The organism is Vibrio ouci, assembly GCF_004551525.1.
Classification (GTDB): Bacteria; Pseudomonadota; Gammaproteobacteria; order Enterobacterales; family Vibrionaceae; genus Vibrio; species Vibrio ouci.
The window spans coordinates 104,144-126,601 of the sequence record NZ_SATR01000020.1 but is presented as its reverse complement, the minus strand read 5'-3'; the positions used below and the strand labels follow the sequence as shown (position 1 = coordinate 126,601).

Here is a 22,458-nt window from a genome sequence, read left to right as displayed (position 1 = left end):
CATTGTCACAATTGCCTATTCAAGGCGTGATGCCAGAACTACTCTCTGGTGTACGCGAAAGCTCTCAACTGATTTTAAAAGCGGCTCCTGGTGCAGGTAAATCGACCTACTTTCCTTTGCAATTGCTACTGGAAAACGTAGTTGATGGCAAAATCATCATGCTTGAACCAAGGCGTTTAGCGGCGAGAAACATTGCCCGTTATCTTGCTAGCCAACTGGGTGAGAATGTCGGTGAGCGTATTGGCTATCGTGTCCGTGGGGAGAACAAAACCAGTGCGCGTACTCAGCTTGAAGTGGTGACCGAAGGGGTTCTGACTCGCATGATCCAATCAGATCCTGAACTGTCAGGTGTTGATTTGGTTATCTTTGATGAGTTCCATGAGCGCAGCATTCACGCCGATACCGCGTTAGCTTTTTGTTTAGAGATTCAAGAGGCGCTGCGTGACGATCTTAAATTGGTGGTGATGTCGGCGACACTTGATCAGCATGCGCTAGCTAAGTTGCTTCCTGAGGCGGTATTTATTGAGTCGCACGGGCGCAGTTATCCGGTGGAGTATCGTTATATCAATGCCAAAGCCAATGAGCGCTTAGAAGATCTGATGGCGAAACAGATCACGAGCCTGATGAATAGCGAAAATGGGTCCTTGTTGGCGTTTTTACCCGGAGTGGCAGCCATCAAACGGGTTGAGGATAGATTGCAAACTCTTCCTGCTGATATTCAAGTGTGTCCTTTGTACGGACAATTGGATTTTGCTCAGCAGCAAGCGGCAATTCAACCAGCAACAGATGGGCAACGTAAGGTGGTGTTGGCAACCAACATTGCTGAAACGTCATTAACGATTGAAGGTATCCGCTTAGTGGTCGATTCAGGCTTAGAGCGTGTCGCTAAGTTTGATCTAAAAAGTGGTGTTACGCGCTTAGAGCAAGTACGAATTGCTCAATCTTCTGCTGAGCAGCGCGCAGGGCGAGCGGGGCGTATCGAAGCTGGGATTTGTGTTCGTCTCTACAGCGAAGGTCAACTTAATCAGCAACCTTATGTCCCTCAAGCTGAAATTGTTCATAGTGATTTATCAAATTTAGTGCTAGAGCTAGCACAATGGGGCGCACAAAACCCAGATGACTTGTGCTGGTTAGACACTCCTCCAGCAGCGGCGGTTAATCAGGCCAAGTCGCTATTGCTGCAACTTGGCCTCATCGATAGTAAAGGCCAGCTCACTGAAGCGGGCGTATTAGCGGGGGAGCTTGGATTAGAGCCAAGAACCAGTGCGATGCTAGCCAATGCGGGTGGGGAATTGAATACTGCGCTGGCGATTAGCGCTTTACTCGAAGAGCCTGAGCGAAACACGCTCGACTTTATGCATAGCGTTCACCGCTTAAAATCTGCTAAACACAGTAAGCAAAAGCTAGTGACTCAACGAGCCAAAACGCTAGCGGCTAAGATGAAGCATCGCTTTGAGCTCTCACAGATTAATGAATCTCAGGTTGCTTGTTTGTTGGCGATGGCGTTTCCGGACCGAGTTGCGCAGGCGCGGCGTAATCAATTGGGCCGATTTATTCTCGCCAATGGTCACGGTGCGCAGCTGCAAGACACCGAACGTCTGGCGGCCAGTGAGTATTTAGTTGCTATCGATCTGATGCGCAGTCAGTCTGATTCATCGATGATCTACTCTGCGCTTGAGTTAGATATTGTTCAGTTGCAATCGCAGTGCCCCGATTTATTTATTGCTATTGATAGCGTTGATTGGGATGAGAAGAAGGGGCGTTTGGTTGCAGAGCGACAGACAAAATTAGGTAGGCTTGTTATCGACAGCAAAGCGCTGCCAGAGCCGTCTAGCGAAAAAATGACCGAAGCTTTACTTACTTTTATTCAGCGTAAGGGGCTATCGGTATTAAATTGGACCCCAGCGAGCCAAGAGTTATTAGAGCGACTGCGCTGCGGACAGGAATGGTTACCAGAGCAGTCATGGCCAGAGCTTGATGAAGCCAGTTTCCTGGCCAATTTAGATGCGTGGTTAGCGCCTTACTTGAATGGTATTAACTCAGTCAAAGCATTGGCAAAAGTCGATCTTGAAGCGGCGCTATTAGCCTATTTAGGCTGGCCATTGAACCAAGATATTGAGCAATGGTTGCCAACTCATTATCAAGTGCCGACTGGAAGCAAAAAGAAAATCCGTTACCAACAAGGGCATGAGCCCGTATTATCGGTGCGTATGCAAGAAGTATTTGGTGAACAAGCGTCACCAGAAATCGCTCAAGGAAGAAAACGACTGGTATTGGAGTTACTCTCTCCGGCTCAAAGGCCGTTACAGGTAACTCAAGACCTAGCAAGTTTTTGGGCGGGCGCTTACAAAGAAGTACAAAAAGAGATGAAAGGGCGCTATCCAAAACATGTTTGGCCGGATAATCCAGCAACACATGTGGCGACAACTAAAACCAAACGACAGTTAAATTCATGACCAAGAAGAACACTACGGCGAGCGCAAAAAGCAAAACAACCAAAACCGCCAACAAGCCAGCTCGTAAATCGAGTCGTAAACCGACCAAGCGTAAAACGAAAAATTCAGGTAATCGCCATTGGCTGAAAATGCTATGGGGCATCGGCTGGAAGCTTGGTGTCGTTGTGTTTGCTGTGTTGCTGTTCGTTGGTATTTACCTTGATAGCGTGGTCAAACAGCGCTTTGAGGGGCAGTTGTTTGATTTGCCTACAGTAGTGTATGCGCGGATCTTGAATCTCGCGCCCGGTGATGCGATTACTATTCAAGAAGTGCGTAACGAGTTGGATGTGCTGAACTACCGTAAAGTGCGCCAGCCACGCTACCCAGGCGAATACTCTTCATCATCAACCAAAATTGAGCTGATTCGTCGACCGTTTGAGTTTAGCGATGGCCCTGAGCCTGATCGCCATGTGATGCTGCATTTCGATGCTAACAGCCTAACCCGTATTCAGTCTCTAGAGCAAAAAGGGGATATGGGTTACTTGCGTATTGAACCAAAAATGTTGGGGATGTTAGAAAAGAATAACGATCAACAACGTCTGTTCTTACGCCGTGACCAATTCCCAGAAGTGATGGTTGATGCATTGCTGGTCACAGAAGACCGCGATTTTTATCAGCATGATGGTGTGTCACCGTTGGCGATTGCTCGTGCTTTAGTTGCCAACGTCAAAGCGGGCCGCACGGTTCAAGGCGGCAGTACATTGACTCAGCAGTTAGCAAAAAACATCTTCCTGTCCAGTGATCGAACCTTGTGGCGAAAAGTGCGTGAAGCCTATATCGCACTGATTCTCGACTACCGTTACAGCAAAGATCGCATCTTAGAAGCGTACCTAAACGAAGTCTATCTAGGACAAAGCGGTGGTGAAGCGGTGCATGGTTTTGGGCTAGCCTCACGCCTTTACTTCGGTCAGCCGATTCAAGAGCTGCGCATCGATCAATTGGCTTTGCTGGTGGGTATGGTGAAAGGCCCATCTTATTACAACCCGATTCGTTTTCCTGAACGTGCCAAAAAGCGTCGTGATTTAGTTTTGCGCCTGATGATGCAGCAAGACATCTTAACCGCGAATCAATTTGATATGGCGGCGAGTCGACCATTGGATATTCAAGATAATCCACGTATTGCCAGCAGACAGCCTGCTTATTTCCAACAGCTCAAGATTGAGCTGAAAGAAAAAGTCGGCGAAGTGTTTCAGTCGGATGTCGGCCTACGAGTATTCACCTCACTTGACCCGGTTTCACAGCAAAAACTAGAGCAAGCGATCGCACGCAAGATCCCTCAACTAGCCAGTGTTGCAGGTAAGTCATTGGAAGGTGCAGCGGTAGCGGTTGACCGTCATACGGGCGAAATTCGCGCTATGGTTGGTGGTAAACGTACCGGTTATGATGGCTTTAACCGCGCGCTAAATGCCAGCCGCCAAATCGGCTCGTTAGCGAAACCAGCTGTTTATCTTGCCGCGTTAGAGCAGCCGGCGAAATATAACTTAGCCACGACCTTGCATGATAAGCCGATTAGCTTAAAGGGCAGCAAAGGCAATGTTTGGTCGCCTAGAAACTATGACCGCAAGTTCCGTGGTGACGTGCCACTCTATACGGCATTGGCAAAATCACTCAACGTACCAACGGTTGAGTTAGGCATGCAGGTCGGTATACCAAGCGTAGTGAAAACCTTAGAGAAGCTTGGCGTGGATAAAAGTGAAATCCGCCCTGTGCCATCAATGTTCTTAGGTTCATTTACTCTGACGCCATTCCAAGTTGCGCAGATGTACCAAACACTGACCAACTCTGGCAAACAAGCAAGGTTGTCGGCGCTGCGTTCAGTGATTGATCTGGATGGCAATGTACTATTCCAGTCGCTACCACGAGTTTCTCAAACCGTTGACCAACAAGCAGCATGGCTAACCACTTATGCGATGAAGCGCGGCGTGCTAGAAGGCACCGGGCGCTACCTCAACAGTCAATTTGCTTGGGCGGCGTTAGCGGGCAAAACCGGTACCAGTAATGACACCAAAGATAGTTGGTTTGTCGGTGTAGATGGCCGTGAGGTGACCACTATTTGGCTTGGGCGTGATGATAATAAGTCGACCAAGCTAACGGGTTCGAGTGGTGCGCTGCGTGTCTACGCTGAGTACCTAAAGCATCGTATTCCACAAAAGCTTGCACTACCTTGGCCACAAGAGATTTCAACTTATGGCTTTGCAAAAACCGCACAAGGAAACCTAGCTCTGGATTGCAGTAACGAGTTTAAGTTACCAATTTGGGATGCCCAAGGAACGTTTAAAAGCCAGTGTGACAACCAACCGAAGCAGTGGATCAAAAAGCTATTTAGCTGGTAGCGATCAATTTGATGAATAATTATAAGAATTAGGCCTTTACGCCATTTTACGCACCCAGTATAAACGTAAGAACGAACTTAGAAAGGAACTCGTACTGTGAGAAAGATGACTTATCTCATCATAAGCATATTCAGCATGATGACATTTGGTGTGATGGCGCAATCGACAGATAAAGAAGCGCCAAGACCAAAAGTTGCTTTAGTACTGGCTGGTGGTGGAGCGAAAGGTGCAGCACACATTGGCGTGCTAAAAGCGCTTGAAGAGCTCAGAGTTCCTGTTGATTACATTACTGGTACCAGTATGGGTTCGTTTGTCGGTGGCCTGTATGCGACAGGGATGAGCGCCGAAGAGATCGAAGCCTATATTGATACCGTAGATTGGAATAGCGGCTATCGAGATCGCGTCGATCGCAGTCAACGCAAAGTGCAAGACAAAGAGTACGAAGATAGGTATCAGCTAACGACCGATCTCGGCTTACGTTGGGGAGAAATTCGCGGTACTAAGGGCATAGTTCAAGGACAGGGCATGCTTAAGCTGTTGCGTGAAACTGCGGGCAACCTTCCTCCTTTCCAGTCGTTTGATCAACTCGCGATCCCTTACCGCTCTGTGGCGACCGATATTGTTAACTTAGAGCCAGTGGTTATTGGTGATGGTTATCTTGTCGATGCGATGATGGCGAGTATGTCGGTACCAGGCGCTTTGCCTCCGTATAAGTTAGATGGCAAGTTGTTAGTCGACGGTGGCGTGACCAACAATATGCCGGTTGATGTTGCGCGTGAGCTCGGCGCAGACATCGTGATTGCCGTTGATATCAGTACCGAATATAAGAGTGAAGAGGACTTCACTAACCTATTCAGTGTTGCTGATCAGCTTTCTAATTATCTAGTCCGCAGCACAACCAACCATCAGGCTGAGACGTTAACTGAGGATGACTACTTCCTTCGTCCTAAAGTGGGCAAGATGGAAACCACGGAGTTTGACCGAATGCCAGAAGCGTTCGATAAGGGCTATCAAGAAGCGATGTCGTTCAAGGATGAATTGAGCAAGCTGAGTTTGTCTACTGCTGACTACCAAGAGTATGTTGAGCAGAAGCAAGACGCGCGACGCACGCTACGTTATGGCGATAATATTACGGTAGAAAACATCGTGATAAATAACCATACCCACTATTCTGATGACCTACTGGAGAAGCGCCTAGGTTTAGAGGAGGGAGAGCAGTACAAAATTGCTCAAGTGGAAGATAGTGTCCAGGCTCTTTATGCCTTAGACCGTTTTGAATTGGTGACCTATCGCTATGATGAGGTTGATGGGCAAGATAGCTTAATCTTCGACGTTAATGAAAAATCATGGGGCCCGAATTACGTTAATTTCCGTTTTTTCTTGGAAGATGATTTTTCTACCGATAGCCAATATTCACTGGGTACTTCAGCTAACTTTACTAACCTCAATGAACATGGCGCAGAGCTGAGAACGAACTTTGAAATCGGTACCGATAAACGGATCGAATTTGAGTTCTATTCGCCGTTCCTCTCCACGCAGAAGAGCTTTACCACACTGGGCCTTTCTTACAACAACGAGAAACGAAATGCGCCAGTAACGGGGTTTGAAGATACCTCTCTTGAGGCGACTGAAAACTATCTGCCAGTTTCTTACCATGAGTGGGCCGCTGAATGGGCGATAGGTTACCAAGATACTTTGTGGCGCCGCTTTATGATTGGTGCTCGTTATGTGGATGGTGAAGGGCAGTTGTCGACCTTGCCACTCTACGGTGATGTTGCCTTTACCCGTTTAGGCGCCTTTGCGAGCTACCGAATCGATACCTTAGATAACTACAGTTTGCCGACCAAAGGGGTCTACTTAGATCTGGATTACATGGTGTCACACGATAAGAGCATTGGTGAAACTAAGCTGGTTGATGAGCAGAGAGAAGAGGACACTTCATACGAATTTGGCGCTAAGTTAATCGCAGCGCACACCTTTTCTCGCCATACTTTGGTCGCAAATGCAGAGCTCGGGTTTGTGATGAGTAAGAACTCGTCAGTGCCGATTGATCCAAAAGAGATTGGTGGCTTTTTGAATTTATCTGGTATACCACGTAATAGCTTAATTGGTGAGAACAAGGCGTTTGGTAGTTTGATCTATCGTTATCGCTGGTTTGATAATGATTTCGGTTTGTTTACCTCACCTTTTTATGTTGGTACCTCCTTAGAGTATGGTGGCGTCTGGTCCAGTCAGGATGTCGATTTGCATAACGCACCTTTGTACGTAGCAGGCTCTGTGTTCGCTGGGGTCGACTCACCGATTGGCCCAATTATGTTTGGTTATGGCCGAACAGAGCAAAACTATGACTCGGTCTATTTGATCATAGGCACGACCTTTAAATAGTCACAAAGGTATGTCGATTAGTAATATCCCATTCTCACTGAGTGGGATATTGCATTGAGTTAGTAACGAAAATCATAGAACTTTAGTCTTAAGTTGCTATGTTGGTCAAAATGATGAGATTTTAATTTAAGGTTAAATTTGCTATCCTACCGCCCACAGTTTGGCCTCTCTGGCACTGTTTCTCAGTCAGCATTGAATGAAAAATATGGCAAGGAGAGCCAAGTTTCCAAGGATGTTCACTCCCTTATTCTTTGAATAAATAGTAATAAGAGGGAGGAACCGCAATGAGAGGAAAAAAGTCGTGCTTGAAGCCTACCGTAAACACGTCGCAGAGCGTGCTGCCGAAGGAGTTGTTCCTAAACCACTAGATGCTGAGCAAGTTGCTGGCCTAGTTGAACTTCTTAAAAATCCCCCTCAAGGTGAAGAAGCATTTATTCTTGACCTACTAGAGAATCGAATCCCACCTGGTGTTGATGAAGCTGCATACGTAAAAGCAGGTTTCTTGACGGCAGTTGCAAAAGGTGAAGTGGAATCACCGCTTGTGAGCCGTGAAAAAGCAGCTGAATTGCTAGGTACTATGCAAGGTGGTTACAACATTGCACCGCTTGTTGAGTTCTTAGATGATGAACTACTTGCGCCTATTTCTGTAAAAGCGTTATCTCATACGCTACTTATGTTTGATGCTTTCTACGACGTAGAAGAGAAAGCGAAAGCAGGCAATAGCTACGCACAACAAGTCCTACAATCTTGGGCTGATGCTGAGTGGTTTACTGCGAAAGAAAAAGTTGCAGAAAAGATCACTGTAAAAGTATTTAAAGTCACTGGTGAAACGAACACTGATGACCTATCTCCAGCACCAGATGCTTGGTCTCGCCCTGATATCCCAGTGCACGCTAAAGCGATGCTGAAGATGGAGCGTGATGGCATTAACCCTGATGATGCGGGTAATGTTGGTCCTATCAAACAGATTGAAGAATTGCAAAAAGACGGTATCCCACTTGCTTACGTAGGTGATGTAGTTGGTACAGGTTCTTCACGTAAATCTGCGACAAACTCTGTACTTTGGTTTATGGGTGAAGATATCCCATACGTACCAAACAAACGTACTGGTGGTGTGTGTCTAGGTGGCAAGATCGCGCCAATCTTCTACAACACAATGGAAGATTCAGGTGCGCTACCAATCGAACTGAATGTACAAGACATGAACATGGGCGATGTGATTGATATCTACCCATACGAAGGTGTTGTACGTAAAGATAACGCAGAGATCTCAAGCTTTGAATTGAGCAAAGTTCTGCTTGATGAAGTCCGTGCTGGTGGTCGTATCCCACTGATCATCGGTCGTGGTCTAACGAGCCGCGCTCGTACATCTCTAGGTCTAGAAGAAACGGATCAATTTGCTAAGCCAGTTGATCCATCAGCTTCAGATAAGGGCTACACACTTGCTCAGAAGATGGTTGGTAAAGCATGTGGTGTTGAAGGTGTTCGCGCAGGTCAATACTGTGAGCCTAAGATGACAACCGTTGGTTCTCAGGATACAACGGGTCCTATGACGCGTGATGAGCTAAAAGACCTTGCATGTCTAGGCTTCTCAGCAGACCTTGTAATGCAGTCTTTCTGTCACACATCTGCATATCCTAAGCCAGTAGACGTAAATACTCACCACACACTACCTGATTTCATCATGAACCGTGGCGGTGTTTCACTGCGTCCGGGCGATGGTGTTATTCACTCATGGCTAAACCGTATGCTTCTGCCTGATACAGTAGGTACAGGTGGTGACTCGCATACTCGTTTCCCACTAGGTATTTCGTTCCCTGCTGGTTCTGGTCTGGTGGCATTTGCTGCCGCGACAGGTGTTATGCCGCTTGATATGCCAGAATCAATCTTGGTTCGCTTTAAAGGTGAAATGCAGCCTGGTATCACGCTACGTGACCTAGTACATGCGATTCCTCTATACGGCATCAAGCAAGGTCTACTAACAGTAGAGAAGGCAGGTAAGATCAACGAATTCTCTGGTCGAGTACTAGAAATCGAAGGTGTTGAGCACTTATCTGTTGAGCAAGCGTTCGAACTTTCTGATGCTTCTGCTGAGCGTTCAGCGGCAGGTTGTACCGTTAAGCTGTCTCAAGAGTCTATCGAAGAGTACCTGAACTCAAACATCGTTATGCTTAAGTGGATGATCGCTGAAGGCTACGGTGATGTTCGTACTATCGAGCGTCGTATTACGGCAATGGAAGAGTGGCTAGCAAACCCTGAGTTGCTGTCTGCCGATTCTGATGCTGAATACGCTCACGTTATCGAGATTGACCTTGCTGATATCGATCAGCCAATCCTTTGTGCGCCAAACGATCCAGATGATGCTCGTCTTCTTTCTGACGTTCAAGGCACAGAGATTCAAGAAGTGTTCATCGGTTCTTGTATGACCAACATCGGTCACTTCCGTGCAGCGGGTAAGATGCTAGAAGAGTTCAATGGTTCTCTGAGCACTCGCCTATGGGTTGCGCCACCAACTAAGATGGATAAAGACCAGCTAACGGAAGAAGGTTACTACGGTATCTTTGGCCGTGCAGGGGTTCGTATCGAAACTCCGGGTTGTTCTCTATGTATGGGTAACCAAGCACGCGTAGCAGACAAAGCAACAGTGATGTCTACATCAACGCGTAACTTCCCGAACCGTCTAGGTACAGGTGCCAACGTTTATCTAGCGTCTGCTGAACTTTCTGCAGTAGGTGCGATTCTAGGTCGTATCCCGACTAAAGAAGAGTACCTAGAGTACGCTCAGAAGATTGATGCAACGGCTGCTGATACTTACCGTTACCTGAACTTCCATAAGATGGGTCAGTATACAGAGAAAGCGGATACGGTTATTTTCCAAGAGCCAGCATAATCCCTTGTCATATTTGTAATCGCAGCGTTGTTGACTGCGTACGTTCACCCTAATCACATAGAGCCTCTATGCTCATAGGGCTGAACGTACTTGTCGCCTAGCTGCAACTCCAAATATTTAAAGGGATAACATTAATAGAGCGTCTACTTAGGTAGGCGCTTTTTTTGTGCTTTCGAATTGAACTCTATATACTGCGCGGCAAATTATTTGAGCAGGGCGAGCCTATGGAATTCGAGTTTATTAGAAACACATTAATGGGCGAATACTATGTTAAATCGAGCATGGGACACGAGATTGTAGGTCGCTGGCTACAAGAAGAAATTGGCAAGGATTGGCAAAAAATCGAGCACGTAGAAAATCTGCTTGAGCAAGTTCGCCAAGCACCTCAACTTGAACACACGCTTGTCGGAGCTGAGATCTCACTCAATGCTCAAGGTGACGAGATTATTGTGCAAGAGAATGTGCTGGGCCACGGCCAAGAGATGGATGCAGGCAGTGAGTTTGATTTTTACGACAGTGAAAGTACCGCAAGCTGCGGCATTGACGACTTTGAAGATCTTATTGAGCAGTGGAAAACGTTCTTAACGACTAAGTAGTGCACTTAATTGGTGAACGTTAGCTATGTTGCTTTAATGTTGTGAAAAGGGCGCACCGATATGGTGCGCCCTTTTTGTTTTAATGTTGCCCTATAAAGGTGTTCTTTATTTAAATCAATAAGATAGAAACTTGGCACGCACCTTGGATTGTATAAGACAAAAGGATGACAGTTTGTAGAGAGGATGCGATGAAACTTATTAATGCGATTATTAAACCGTTCAAATTAGACGATGTTAGAGAAGCTTTGGCTGATGTAGGGATCGAGGGTATGACGGTCTCAGAGGTAAAAGGTTTTGGCCGTCAGAAAGGCCATACAGAGCTTTACCGTGGTGCTGAGTATCAAGTGGACTTCTTACCAAAAGTAAAACTAGAGATTGCCACTCAAGCTGAGAATGTTGATCGAGTGATTGAAGCGGTATCTAAAGCTGCGCATACCGGGAAAATTGGCGACGGCAAAATCTTCGTTTATGACCTTAGCCAAGCAGTACGTATTCGTACCGGTGAAATGGACGCTGAAGCGCTATAAGAATTCAAAGGACTGGAGACAATAAGATGGAATTATCAACAACAGTAACTGAGTTACGTTACGCACTAGACACTTTTTTCTTCCTCATTTCAGGTGCGTTAGTAATGTGGATGGCAGCGGGTTTTGCAATGTTAGAAGCAGGCCTAGTTCGCTCAAAAAATACAACCGAGATCTTAACGAAAAACATCTGCCTATACGCGATTGCTTGTACCATGTACCTGATTGTGGGCTACAACATCATGTATGTCGATAATGGCGATAGCAGTTGGCTACCATCGTTTGGCGCACTTATCGGTACTCAAGGTGAGGGCGCAGACCACTCGCTTGAATCTGACTTCTTCTTCCAAGTGGTATTCGTTGCAACAGCGATGTCAGTGGTATCTGGCGCAGTAGCTGAACGTATGAAGCTTTGGTCATTCCTAATCTTCTCTGCTGTTCTAACGGCGTTTATCTACCCAATGGAAGGTTACTGGACTTGGGGCGGTGGTTTCCTATCACAAGCGGGTTTCAGTGATTTTGCTGGCTCAGGTATCGTGCACATGGCAGGTGCAGCTGCAGCGCTAGCAGGCGTACTATTGCTCGGTGCTCGTAAAGGTAAATATGGTAAGAACGGTGAAATCTACCCAATTCCTGGTTCGAACATGCCTCTAGCAACATTAGGTACATTCATCCTTTGGTTCGGTTGGTTTGGTTTCAACGGCGGTTCTCAGCTAATGGTTTCTGATTTTGAGAACGCAACAGCAGTAGGTCAAATCTTCCTCAACACAAATGCAGCAGCGGCAGCGGGCGCAATTGCAGCACTTCTAGTATGTAAGACAACTTGGGGTAAAGCTGATCTAACAATGATTCTAAACGGTGCGTTAGCAGGTCTTGTCGCTATCACGGCTGATCCGCTCTCACCTTCACCGCTATATGCTGTTGCCATTGGTTCAGTTGCGGGTGCACTAGTGGTATTTAGCATCATTGGCTTAGATAAGATTAAGATTGATGATCCAGTGGGTGCGATTTCAGTTCACGGTGTGTGTGGTTTCTTTGGCCTAATGGTTGTGCCGCTAAGCAATGCAGATGCAACATTTGGCGCACAGCTACTTGGTGCGGCAGTGATTTTTGCATGGGTATTTGGCGCGAGTTTAGTCGTGTGGGCTATCCTTAAGGCGACGGTTGGGATTCGAGTTTCTGAAGACGAAGAGCTGGAAGGTATGGATATGCATGACTGTGGTGTTGGCGCTTATCCAGAGTTTGTAACGGTTAAATAATTTACAACTAGTTACATATTCCTAAGGCAAAAACCTGCTCAAATGAGCAGGTTTTTTTGTTCCTAGTCATTGTTTTCTAAATTTTGATGAATATAATAACGCAACTGATAAACGTTATCATTACGATGTTAAAGGACTGAACCAATGAAAAAACTGCTAACTCTTTCTGCATTAGCCTGTGCGACAATTGCACCAACAGCGGCAATCGCTGCAGAAGAAGTGAACGTATACTCTTACCGTCAACCTTTCCTAGTTGAGCCTATGTTCAACGAGTTCACTAAAGAAACGGGTATTAAAGTAAACGTTAAGTTTGCAAAAAAAGGTCTAGCAGAGAAGCTAGCTCAAGAAGGCGAATACAGCCCAGCTGACGTTATTCTAACTGTTGATATCAGCCGTCTATCTGAGCTAACTAAGAAAGATCTTGTTCAAGCGGTAGAAAGCAACGTTCTTGAGAAAAACATTCCTGCACAGTACCAAGACACTGACAATGAATGGTTCGCTCTAACAACTCGTACTCGTAGCGTTTACTCTTCACGTGACCGTGTTGGTCGTCTAGGTGAAGACTTTACATACGCAGATCTAGCTAAGCCTGAGTTCAAAGGTAAGATCTGTACTCGTAGCGGTAAGCACCCATACAACGTATCTTTAGTTTCTGCGATGATCGCTCACAAAGGCGAAGCGGAAACTAAACAGTGGCTAGAAGGCGTTAAAGCAAACCTAGCTCGTAAACCTCAAGGTAACGACCGTGCACAGGTTAAAGCAATCAAAGAAGGTCTATGTGACGTTTCTCTTGGTAACAGCTACTACCTAGGTAAGATGGTTAACGATAAAGAGCAGAAAGCTTGGGCTGATGCGGTATACATCAACTTCCCTAACCAAGAGACAACGGGTACTCACGTAAACATCTCTGGTATGGCGATGGCTAAGTACTCTCCTAACAAAGAGAACGCAGTTAAGCTAATGGAATTCCTAGCAGGTAACACAGCTCAGAGCATGTACGCTGAAGTTAACTACGAATACCCAGTGAAAGCTGACGTTAAACCTTCAGAGCTTGTTGCTTCTTGGGGTGAATTCAAGGCAGACACTATCTCTCTAGATGCAATTGCTGATCACCACGAAGCGGCAATTAAACTTCTAGACGAAGTTAAATTCGACCTATAATAGTCTTAAGTGGGTCTTTGACCTATTAAGAGTACAACCTCAAGCTGTCTAATTTTAAGGCACTTGGGGTTGTTTGTTTTATACTGAAACACTTCCATTGCACGCTAATGCACAGTGTACCTTGAAGTCACTTACGTATATCGGTATAAATACCCCTAGACTATCAAAGGGATATGAGATGTATTTGCAAACGCATTTATATTTCATACTGCCTCGTTGTAATTAGGCGATGAAAGAAAAGAATTACTTATGGAAAACCAGTAGCGGAGTATTAGCTGTGCTGCTGGTTTTGCCGATCTTAGCAATATTCACCACCGCTGTTGGCGAAACAAATGAGCTCTTCACTCATTTGATGTCTACAGTGATGCCCACCTATGCCTACAATACAGTTGTGCTGGTGTTAGGCACTATGGCACTTTCTCTTGTTCTCGGTATTCCTTCCGCTTGGATTATGGCGATGTGCCGCATTCCGGGCGAAAAAGTACTGCAATGGGCACTGGTGCTTCCTCTCGCGATGCCTGGCTATATCGTCGGTTATATTTTTACTGACTGGTTTGATTTTGCAGGGCCGATTCAAATTCTATTGCGTGATTTGACGGGATGGGGCCCTGGTGAGTATTGGTTCCCAGATATTCGTACCATTAGCGGCGCTATCATCGTTCTGTCGTTAGTGTTGTACCCGTACGTCTATTTACTATGTCGCGCTGCGTTTATGGAGCAAAACGTTTCGTTACTGCAGTCTGCTCGCTTACTGAAATGCTCTCCTTGGGAAAGCTTTCGTCGTATCTCATTACCTTTAGTTCGCCCTTCTATTGCTGTTGGCCTTTCTCTGGTTGCGATGGAGACCATTGGTGACTTTGGTACGGTCAGTTACTTTGCGGTTAATACGCTAACTACCGCCGTTTATGATACCTGGCTTGGATATTCCAGCCTGACCGCTGCAGCCAAGATCTCTGCGATTATGCTGGTGGTGGTTATCTTGTTGCTTAGCTCTGAGAGGTACAGTCGCCGCAAGCAGAAACTATTCCAAAATCAATTCAGCAGCCGTGAAGATTTTCGTTATGTGCTGGTAGGGTGGAGAAAGTGGTTAGCGGTTTCTTGGTGCTGGGGGCTAGTATGTATCGCCTTTATCTTCCCGCTTGGCCAGCTCGTTATCTATGCGTACAAGTATTTTGCCCAAAGTTGGACTGCAGAGTTTCGTGAGTACGCACTGAATAGTTTATATGTTTCGTTTACTGCGGCGATTATTGGTGTCTTCGTTGCGCTAATCGTGAACTTCTGCCAGCGAGTAAATCCGGGCCGCAGAAGTTTGGCATTTATGCGTATTTCATCGATGGGCTATGCTGTTCCAGGAACGGTCCTAGCGATTGGTGTCATGGTGCCAGTTCTGTTTATGGATCATTTGGTGAATGATATTGCCAAGTGGATGGATTGGGACAGACCGGGGCTAATTTTCTCTGGCTCAATGTTCGCACTGATTTTCGCTATGGTAGTGCGCTTTTCTGCGGTAGCGATTGGTAGTATTGAAAGTAGCTTGAGCAAAGTCTCTCCTTCGCTTGATATGGCTTCGCGCACGATGGGCTGTAACGCTAATTCCATGCTATGGCGCATCCATTTTCCATTGGTTCGCCGTGGAGCTTTGATTGCTGGCTTACTTGTCTTTATCGAATCAATGAAAGAGCTTAATGCGGCATTATTGCTAAGACCTTTTAACTTTGAAACCTTGGCTACGTACGTTTATAACTTTGCCTCTGATGAGCACTTGGAGCTGGCGGCGATGCCAGCGGTGTTGCTTGTTCTGGTTGGTTTAGTTCCGTTAGTCATTGTTAACCGTTCTTTGGAGCATTCCCACTAATGAGCTGTGCACTATCCATTAATAACTTAACGTGTAAATACGACGAGCAGACAACGGTTTTAGAATCTTTGTCACTCGAAGTGGTTCAAGGTGAGATTGTTTGTCTTCTTGGTGCGAGTGGTTGTGGTAAGACAACCTTACTTAAAGCCATCGCAGGTTTATTGCCATTAAGCTCAGGTACTATGAGCTTGAACTGCATGATGATCGATGATGGAGCGAACTGGTTACCGCCGGAACAACGTAATATCGGTATGATCTTTCAAGATTATGCGCTGTTCCCTCATCTGACTGTGGCGGAAAACGTCGCCTTCGGCCTACGTGATGTTTCTGCGGCTGATAAAAACGCCAAAGTTGCCGAGATGCTGGAGCTAGTGCACCTGTCCGGTTACTCAGAGCGCTACCCTCATCAGCTTTCTGGCGGTCAACAGCAACGTGTCGCGATTGCACGTTCACTGGCGTATAAGCCAGATCTACTGCTGCTTGATGAACCGTTTTCCAACATTGATACCCAAGTGCGTCATGAGTTGATTGGCGAGATCCGTAAGATCTTCAAGAAGCAGGGTGTGACGGCTATTTTCGTTACTCACAGCCGTGAAGAGGCGTTTGCGTTTGCCGATAAAATGGCGGTAATGAACCACGGTGTTATCGAGCAATATGGCACGGCAAGTGAGCTTTACTACCAGCCATCAAGTAAGTTTGTTGCTGATTTCTTAGGCGGTGGTAGCTACTTAAGCGCGACTCGTTCATCAGAGTCTGAATTTGAAACTGAGCTTGGCTTAGTGGAGGCGACAGCGCAGCAGCATATTCAGATTGGCGACCAGTGTGAGTTATTACTGCGTCCGCAACATGTGCAAATTAGTGCTGCAGAAGAGAGTGCTGTGACCGTGCTTGAGCAGCAGTTTATGGGCGATCATTGCCGCTACGTGATTGATGCAAGCGGTAGTCGTCTATTAGCAAGCTCAGCAGAGCCATTAACGATTGGCCAGCAAGTGTCAGTCAAGGTCGAAACCCAAGGGGTTCTGGCCTTTTAAAACATAAAAAAGCCCGGTATCAGTGCCGGGCTTTTTAGTGCTAAGTCGAGTGACGGTTATAGCTGCAAAAAGTCTTTCACTTGCTGAACGACTTTCTCTGCCGTCTCTTTATCAGCCATTTCAGCAAAGATACGCAGCAGAGGCTCAGTACCAGAGAAGCGAGCGATCACCCAGCCGCCATTCTTGAAGTACACTTTGGCACCGTCGTCATAGCTAACCTTGTCGATCTCAAACTCAAACTCAGGTAACTGTTTTTCAACATAGATACGGTTGTACAGCGTCTCTTTCTGGGCAGGCTTAAAGGTGCAATCACCCTCTGCAGTATAGGCATAGCCATATTTACCGTAGATCTCATCAAGCAGCTCAGACAGTTTTTTGCCAGTAACGGATAGCATCTCTACCAGTAGGCTTGAAGCAAACACCCCATCTTTACCTTTGATATGGCCGCGAATCGTTAGACCACCAGAACTCTCACCACCAATCAGTGAATCATCGGCTTCCATCTGTGAGCTAATGTGCTTAAAGCCCACTGGAACCTCGAAAGATTTCTCGCCATGATCTGCAGCGATCTTGTCGAGAATATGCGTAGTGGCAATATTACGTACCACAGAGCCTTTCCAGCCTTTGTATTCCAGTAGGTAGTAGTAAAGTAACATCAGCACTTCATTCGGGTGAATAAAGTTACCTTTTTCATCGATGATACCTAAACGGTCAGCATCGCCATCAGTACCAATACCAATATCGTAGCCTTCAGCCGCAACAAGATGTTTTAAGCGGTATAGGGTTGCTGCGCTTGGTGATGGCATTAAGCCGCCAAAGTCCGGGTTTTTACCATCATTGATTACGTCAACATCACAGCGACCATTGATCAATACTGTCTGTAGCGCGTTTTTCGCCACACCAAACATAGGGTCGATCAGTACGCGTAGGTTAGCCTTTTTGATGGATTCGATATCAATGAAGTTAATGATCGAGTCAACAAACTCGTTCATTGGGTTAATCACTTCAACCAGTTTATCTTCAACCGCTTGTTCAAATTCGACTGACTTTACTTTAGCTAGTGTTAGTTGAGCGATTTGAGTTTCGATCTTTTCAGTGATGATTTCATCCGCATCACGTCCGCCTTCAATAAACACCTTAATACCGTTGTAGTCGGCCGGGTTGTGAGAAGCGGTAATACAGGCAGAGTAGGCACAGCCCATCTCTTTGGCTTTGAACATCACGATAGGAGTTGGGACAAACTTATCAATAAAGCTGACTTTGATGGCGTTTGCTGCGAGTACTTCTGTAAACCAGCGGCCTGCTTTGTCAGATAAAAAGCGGCGGTCATAACCGACCACGAAACCTTTGTCTGCCACTTGTTCGTTGTTAATGATGTTGGCCAGAGCTTGGGCGACGAGTTGGACATTGTCTTTGGTAAACTCTTCGCCGATAAATGCGCGCCAGCCACCTGTTCCGAACTTAATCATGGTTTAATCCTTTAAGTAAACAAAGAGCCTCTGTGAAGAGGCTCTGCTGACAATTAACCTAGTACAACAACAACGTCATTGACGCTGCCATCAGCTTGAACTGGAACAGCATTACCAGTGATAAGCTCACCGTTAACTGTGATTGATTTAACGCCTTTGCTCACTGAACTTGGGTTTTCAACTTTGATGTTGTAAGTCGCACCTAGCCATTGACGAGTTACCTCGAAACCAGGCCAATCCGTTGGGATACATGGGTCAATCGTCAGACCATCGAAGCCTGTACGTACACCAAGGATAAAGTTGGTTACCGCGAAGTATGCCCAGCCAGATGTACCCGTTAGCCAAGGGTGGTTTGCACGACCATGGTCTTGGTGATCGCGACCCATGATGAACTGAACGTATGAGTATGGTTCTGCGATACGTTTTTCGATGATGTCATTTTGGTTGTATGGGTTAAGTGCATCGTAGAACTTCATTGCACGGTCACCACGACCAAGCTTCGCCTCAGCAACCCATGCCCATGGGTTAGGGTGAGAGAAGATAGCGCCGTTCTCTTTCACGCCTTGGTATACGCGAGTTACGAAGCCGATGTCATCGTTTGGCGTTGCGAATGAAGGTGAGTTTAGATGCAGGCCGTATTCAGAGAATAGGTTCTCATCTACCGCATCCATCGCTTTCTCGCCACGTTCTTGAGAAACCGCGCCAGAGAGAACTGCTAGGGTATTTGACTCTAGGTGTACACGACCTTCAGCTTGCTGCGCAGTACCGATCTTATCGCCATCTTTAGTTAGACCACGGATGTACCAGCCACCTTCGTCATCCCAAAGATGACTTTCACATGCTTCACGAACGTTCGCTGCCATTTCAGTGTATTTAGCGACATCTTCATCTTTACCAAGGAACTTGGCTAGGTCGATAAACTCTTGTAGAGCCCAGAAATGTAGGAATGAAACCATTGATGATTCACCACCACCTAGGTTTAGACAGTCATTCCAGTCTGCGCGAAGACCTTTACAGATACCTGTTTGGCCTACGTACTCAGCAGAGAAATCTAGCGCTGCTTTCATATGTTCATAGACAGAGGCATCGCCGCCGTCTGCGTATGGAATCACTTCATCAAAGAAGCTGTGCTCACCGGTTTCCATTACGTACTTACAGATAGTTGGAACTAGCCATAGGTGGTCATCAGAACAGGTGTCTTCAATACCGTGGATTTTGTCATCATCAGATGGTGTAGGAACAACGGTTGGAGATTTTGATGGCGCCACATCCGCTTTCTCTGGATCGAACCAGTCTGGATCAAATAGGTGCAGACCGTAACCCGCTTTCACCTGACCGCGTAGTAGGTCAACGATACGCTTACGCGTCATTGCAGGGTTGGCATGTGGAACAGAAATCGCATCTTGCGCAGTATCACGGTAGCCAAGGCCTGTACGTCCACCAACTTCGATAAATGAAGCAAAACGAGACCATACAACACAGGTTTCTGCTTGGTAGAGTGTCCAAGCATTGATCATAGTGTCTAGACCTTCGTTTGGAGACTTCACTTGGAATTTCTCACAACGTTCGTTCCAGTGCTGCTTAATGCCAGCAAATGCAGCATCAACATTCGCAAGATCTTGGTACTTCTCGCGTAGGCGCTCACCGTTGCCTTTACCGATACCGAGAATGTAAGCAAAACGTACTTCTTCACCCGGCTGGATAGTGAACTGCTTGTGTAATGAACCACAATGGTTGTAACAAGTTTGCGCTGTGTTTGAACACTTACCTTGCTCTACTGCAATTGGATTTGCTTCATCGCGGTATAGACCTAAGAAGCTATCACGTTGGCCGTCGTATGAGTCTGGGTTAAATGTTGAAGCTAGATAGTAGAAACCTTCAAAGTCATTGGTGTTGTAGTAAAGGTCGTATTCGATCACGCCTTCACGGTACTCAGTACCTGCAGAGTAAAGAGACATCTGATGGTTTTGGTTATCAGATTGAATGTGGCTAAATGAGAACTCAACAAATGAGAACGCACTGATTGTACGTGGTTTGTCGGACGTGTTTTTAATCACGACATCCCATACTTCTGCGTCTTCACCTTTAGGCACGAACAGTGTTTTCGTTGCTGAGATACCGCTGTAGTCACATTTGAACTTTGAGTAAGAAAGACCGTGACGAACTTCGTAGCTTGCCTCGTCTAAACTCTTTGCAACTGGCTGCCAAGAGATTGACCAGTAATCACCAGTCTCATCATCACGTAGGTAGACATAGTGTCCAGGGCGGTCAAACGTTGCGTTCGGACGGAACTTAGTAACACGGTTATACTCTGGAGAGTTGTAGAAAGAGTAACCTCCAGCGTTGTGTGAGATAACGGTACAGAACTTTTCTGTGCCTAAGTAGTTAGTCCATGGCGCAGGGACGTCAGGGCGAGTAATGACGTATTCGCGATTGTCGTTATCGAAATAGCCGTATTTCATGTTAATTTCCTTTTTACCAAGCTACCAGTGGGGTAGCCAAAACTTTAAGCTAGTGAAAACTGCGAATGGACACCATTCGCTCAGTTGTTATTTCCAAGGTTGGCGGTATTCAATCTCTTGTTTATCAAGTAGAGCTAAATGACTCTTCAACCGTGATAGATAATCTTCCCAATCCCGCGCTGGCTTTTCGGTCCAACAGGCTTCTGCCATGGCGGTCAATCTTGGGAAAATCATGTAATCCATGCGAGATTGGGTCGTGACAATCTCACTCCATAAGGCACATTGAATGCCTAAAATACGTTTACGAATTGGGTCATGTTCAGGGACCTGAGCCAGTGGTTCATAGCGATATGCATTTTCTAACGGAATCACAGCAGCCCAATCGACCCCAGGCTCTTCCGGACTATAGTCTTGAGTCATATCTAGATACGTTGACTGACCTGGCTGCAAGATCACATCGAAGCCTTGTTTTGCACAGTTAAGCGCCGCTTCTTCGCTAAGCCATGAATAAATCACAGTATCTTTGCTGACCTTGTCGCCATGTTGTGCTTCTTCCCAGCCAACCATGCGCTTGCCAAGTGAGCGAAGTTTTTTCTCTGCGTAGCGAAGGAGGTGTCCCTGCAGCTCTTTAGCACTTTGGTAGCCTTCTTGCTTCATCAAGGCTTGGCAGGCCGGGCTTTCTAGCCAAACCCCATCAGGCACTTCATCTGCGCCGATATGAACCCAAGTGGAAGGGAATAATTCAGCTACTTCTTCCAATACTTTATCTAAGAACAGGTAAGTACCTGGTAGTGCTGGTGAGAGCACATTGTCGTTGTAGTGCTGAATACTGCGGTATTGAGAGCGATCTTCTGGATCTGCGAGCAAATCAGGTAATGATTTGATTGCCGCGCGGCAGTGGCCAGGAATATCGATCTCTGGGATGACGTTAATGCCTCGCTCTTCCGCATAGGCGATCACTTCTTTGATCTCTTCTTGGCTGTAATAGCCACCGTACACATCTGCTAAATGACTGTATTGTGGTTCGAGTGCTGTTTGAGTACCGCGGTAAGCACCGATAGATGTCAGCTCTGGCAGTGATTTTATTTCAATGCGCCAACCTTCATCGTCAGTAAGGTGCCAGTGAAAGGTATTGAATTTGTAGTGAGCAAGTTGATTGATCAGTCGCTTAACCATTTCGAGTGAATGGAAGTGGCGAGCACAGTCCAGCATCATGCCACGGTATTTAAAACGTGGGCGGTCGATGATTTTAAGATAAGGGATAGAGAGATTGTGTTGCTCATCGACTTGAATTAATTGGATCAGAGTTGCACTTGCATGGACAAAGCCTGAGCGAGAACCTGACTCTAGTCGAGCGCCTGAGCTATTGACCGTTAATTGATATTCCCCTTCATCAAGTGTTGGGTTGTTGCGATAAACAATGTCGCTTTGACCAATTGCTGGCGCAGTGAAGTCATATAATTGCGTTAGTTCTTGTTGTAACCAAGTTGCTGCTTTTTCAGCCAGCGATGCCTGTAGAGTGATCTGGCTTGAGTGAGTAAGGGAGAAATAGCCATCTTGAACTTCGATGTGATTCGGCTTTGGTATTAAGGCCAACTCACTTGGTTTAGCCTGTGCGAGTTCGCTGCGTTCACGGAAAGGTGAGGCTAAAGCAATCGGAGTTAGAGTCACAGGGTATTTATTTTCGCCTCCGTCAGCCACAATCAACGCGTCCTTAAAGCCGTCAGTGTAAAAGCGCAGTGGAGCGGTATTAATGCTAAATTCGCAGTAGTAATGCTGGTTCGCGGCTAGGCAATCAACATCAGGTTGCACGGTGCAGAAGCTACCAATTTGCACCACTTCACCATGAGTAAAACTGTCAGGTAAAATAAAGCGATCAATGATGAATTGCAGGCGCCAGTCGGTTAAATCCTTGTCGCTTAGGTTATGAATAGTCAGGCCGAAGCGGCAAAATTGTTTTTGCTCGGAAAGTACTGCAAGTTCAACGCGGTAGCTCAT

Annotated in this window: 13 protein-coding genes; 10 read left to right on the top strand and 3 right to left on the bottom strand. The window is 46.3% G+C overall.

The features are described from left to right. Nucleotides 1–2 precede the first annotated feature (2 nt). The 10 genes from hrpB to ELS82_RS14085 all read left to right on the top strand — a co-directional run bounded on the left by hrpB (nucleotide 3) and on the right by ELS82_RS14085 (nucleotide 16,529). Nucleotides 3–2,456, top strand: coding sequence for an ATP-dependent helicase HrpB (gene hrpB / locus ELS82_RS14130; RefSeq protein ID WP_134836041.1), 2,454 nt, complete (start codon nucleotides 3–5; stop codon nucleotides 2,454–2,456). Continuing rightward, nucleotides 2,453–4,828, top strand: a complete 2,376-nt coding sequence (gene mrcB, locus ELS82_RS14125) for a penicillin-binding protein 1B (RefSeq protein ID WP_134836040.1) — start codon at nucleotides 2,453–2,455, stop codon at nucleotides 4,826–4,828. The genes hrpB and mrcB overlap by 4 nt, the downstream gene beginning before the upstream one ends. A 135-nt stretch (nucleotides 4,829–4,963) precedes the next feature. Next, nucleotides 4,964–7,213, top strand: a complete 2,250-nt coding sequence (locus tag ELS82_RS14120; protein ID WP_134836060.1) for a patatin-like phospholipase family protein — start codon at nucleotides 4,964–4,966, stop codon at nucleotides 7,211–7,213. Between the two features lie 301 nt (nucleotides 7,214–7,514). After that, on the top strand, nucleotides 7,515–10,103 hold the full coding sequence (gene acnB, locus ELS82_RS14115; protein WP_134836039.1) for a bifunctional aconitate hydratase 2/2-methylisocitrate dehydratase: 2,589 nt from the start codon (nucleotides 7,515–7,517) through the stop codon (nucleotides 10,101–10,103). Nucleotides 10,104–10,327: 224 nt separating this feature from the next. Next, the gene (locus tag ELS82_RS14110) at nucleotides 10,328–10,699 is read left to right on the top strand and encodes a YacL family protein (protein ID WP_134836038.1); all 372 of its coding nucleotides are present in this window, start codon (nucleotides 10,328–10,330) and stop codon (nucleotides 10,697–10,699) included. A 188-nt stretch (nucleotides 10,700–10,887) separates the two neighbouring features. Beyond that, nucleotides 10,888–11,226 (top strand): P-II family nitrogen regulator, encoded by a 339-nt coding sequence (gene glnK, locus ELS82_RS14105; protein WP_004742633.1) that lies wholly within the window; start codon nucleotides 10,888–10,890, stop codon nucleotides 11,224–11,226. Nucleotides 11,227–11,252: 26 nt separating this feature from the next. Next, entirely contained in the window at nucleotides 11,253–12,482 is a 1,230-nt protein-coding gene (locus ELS82_RS14100; RefSeq protein ID WP_134836037.1) for an ammonium transporter, read from the top strand. A gap of 144 nt (nucleotides 12,483–12,626) precedes the next feature. Continuing rightward, nucleotides 12,627–13,643, top strand: coding sequence for a Fe(3+) ABC transporter substrate-binding protein (locus ELS82_RS14095; protein WP_134836036.1), 1,017 nt, complete (start codon nucleotides 12,627–12,629; stop codon nucleotides 13,641–13,643). A 229-nt stretch (nucleotides 13,644–13,872) separates the two neighbouring features. Further along, nucleotides 13,873–15,498 (top strand): ABC transporter permease, encoded by a 1,626-nt coding sequence (locus tag ELS82_RS14090; protein ID WP_134836035.1) that lies wholly within the window; start codon nucleotides 13,873–13,875, stop codon nucleotides 15,496–15,498. Beyond that, a complete protein-coding gene (locus tag ELS82_RS14085) occupies nucleotides 15,498–16,529 on the top strand; it encodes an ABC transporter ATP-binding protein (RefSeq protein ID WP_134836034.1) in 1,032 nt (343 codons plus the stop codon). Before ELS82_RS14090 ends, ELS82_RS14085 begins: the two co-directional genes overlap by 1 nt. A 56-nt stretch (nucleotides 16,530–16,585) precedes the next feature. Here the strand turns inward: ELS82_RS14085 and ELS82_RS14080 are convergent, their stop codons facing one another. The 3 genes from ELS82_RS14080 to ELS82_RS14070 form a co-directional block, all read right to left on the bottom strand. Next, entirely contained in the window at nucleotides 16,586–17,998 is a 1,413-nt protein-coding gene (locus ELS82_RS14080) for a phosphoglucomutase/phosphomannomutase family protein (protein WP_134836033.1), read from the bottom strand. 53 nt (nucleotides 17,999–18,051) lie between these two features. Next, nucleotides 18,052–20,460: a glycoside hydrolase family 94 protein gene (locus ELS82_RS14075; protein WP_134836032.1), complete on the bottom strand. Its 2,409-nt coding sequence runs from the start codon at nucleotides 20,458–20,460 to the stop codon at nucleotides 18,052–18,054. A gap of 87 nt (nucleotides 20,461–20,547) precedes the next feature. Next, entirely contained in the window at nucleotides 20,548–22,458 is a 1,911-nt protein-coding gene (locus tag ELS82_RS14070; protein WP_134836031.1) for a beta-N-acetylhexosaminidase, read from the bottom strand.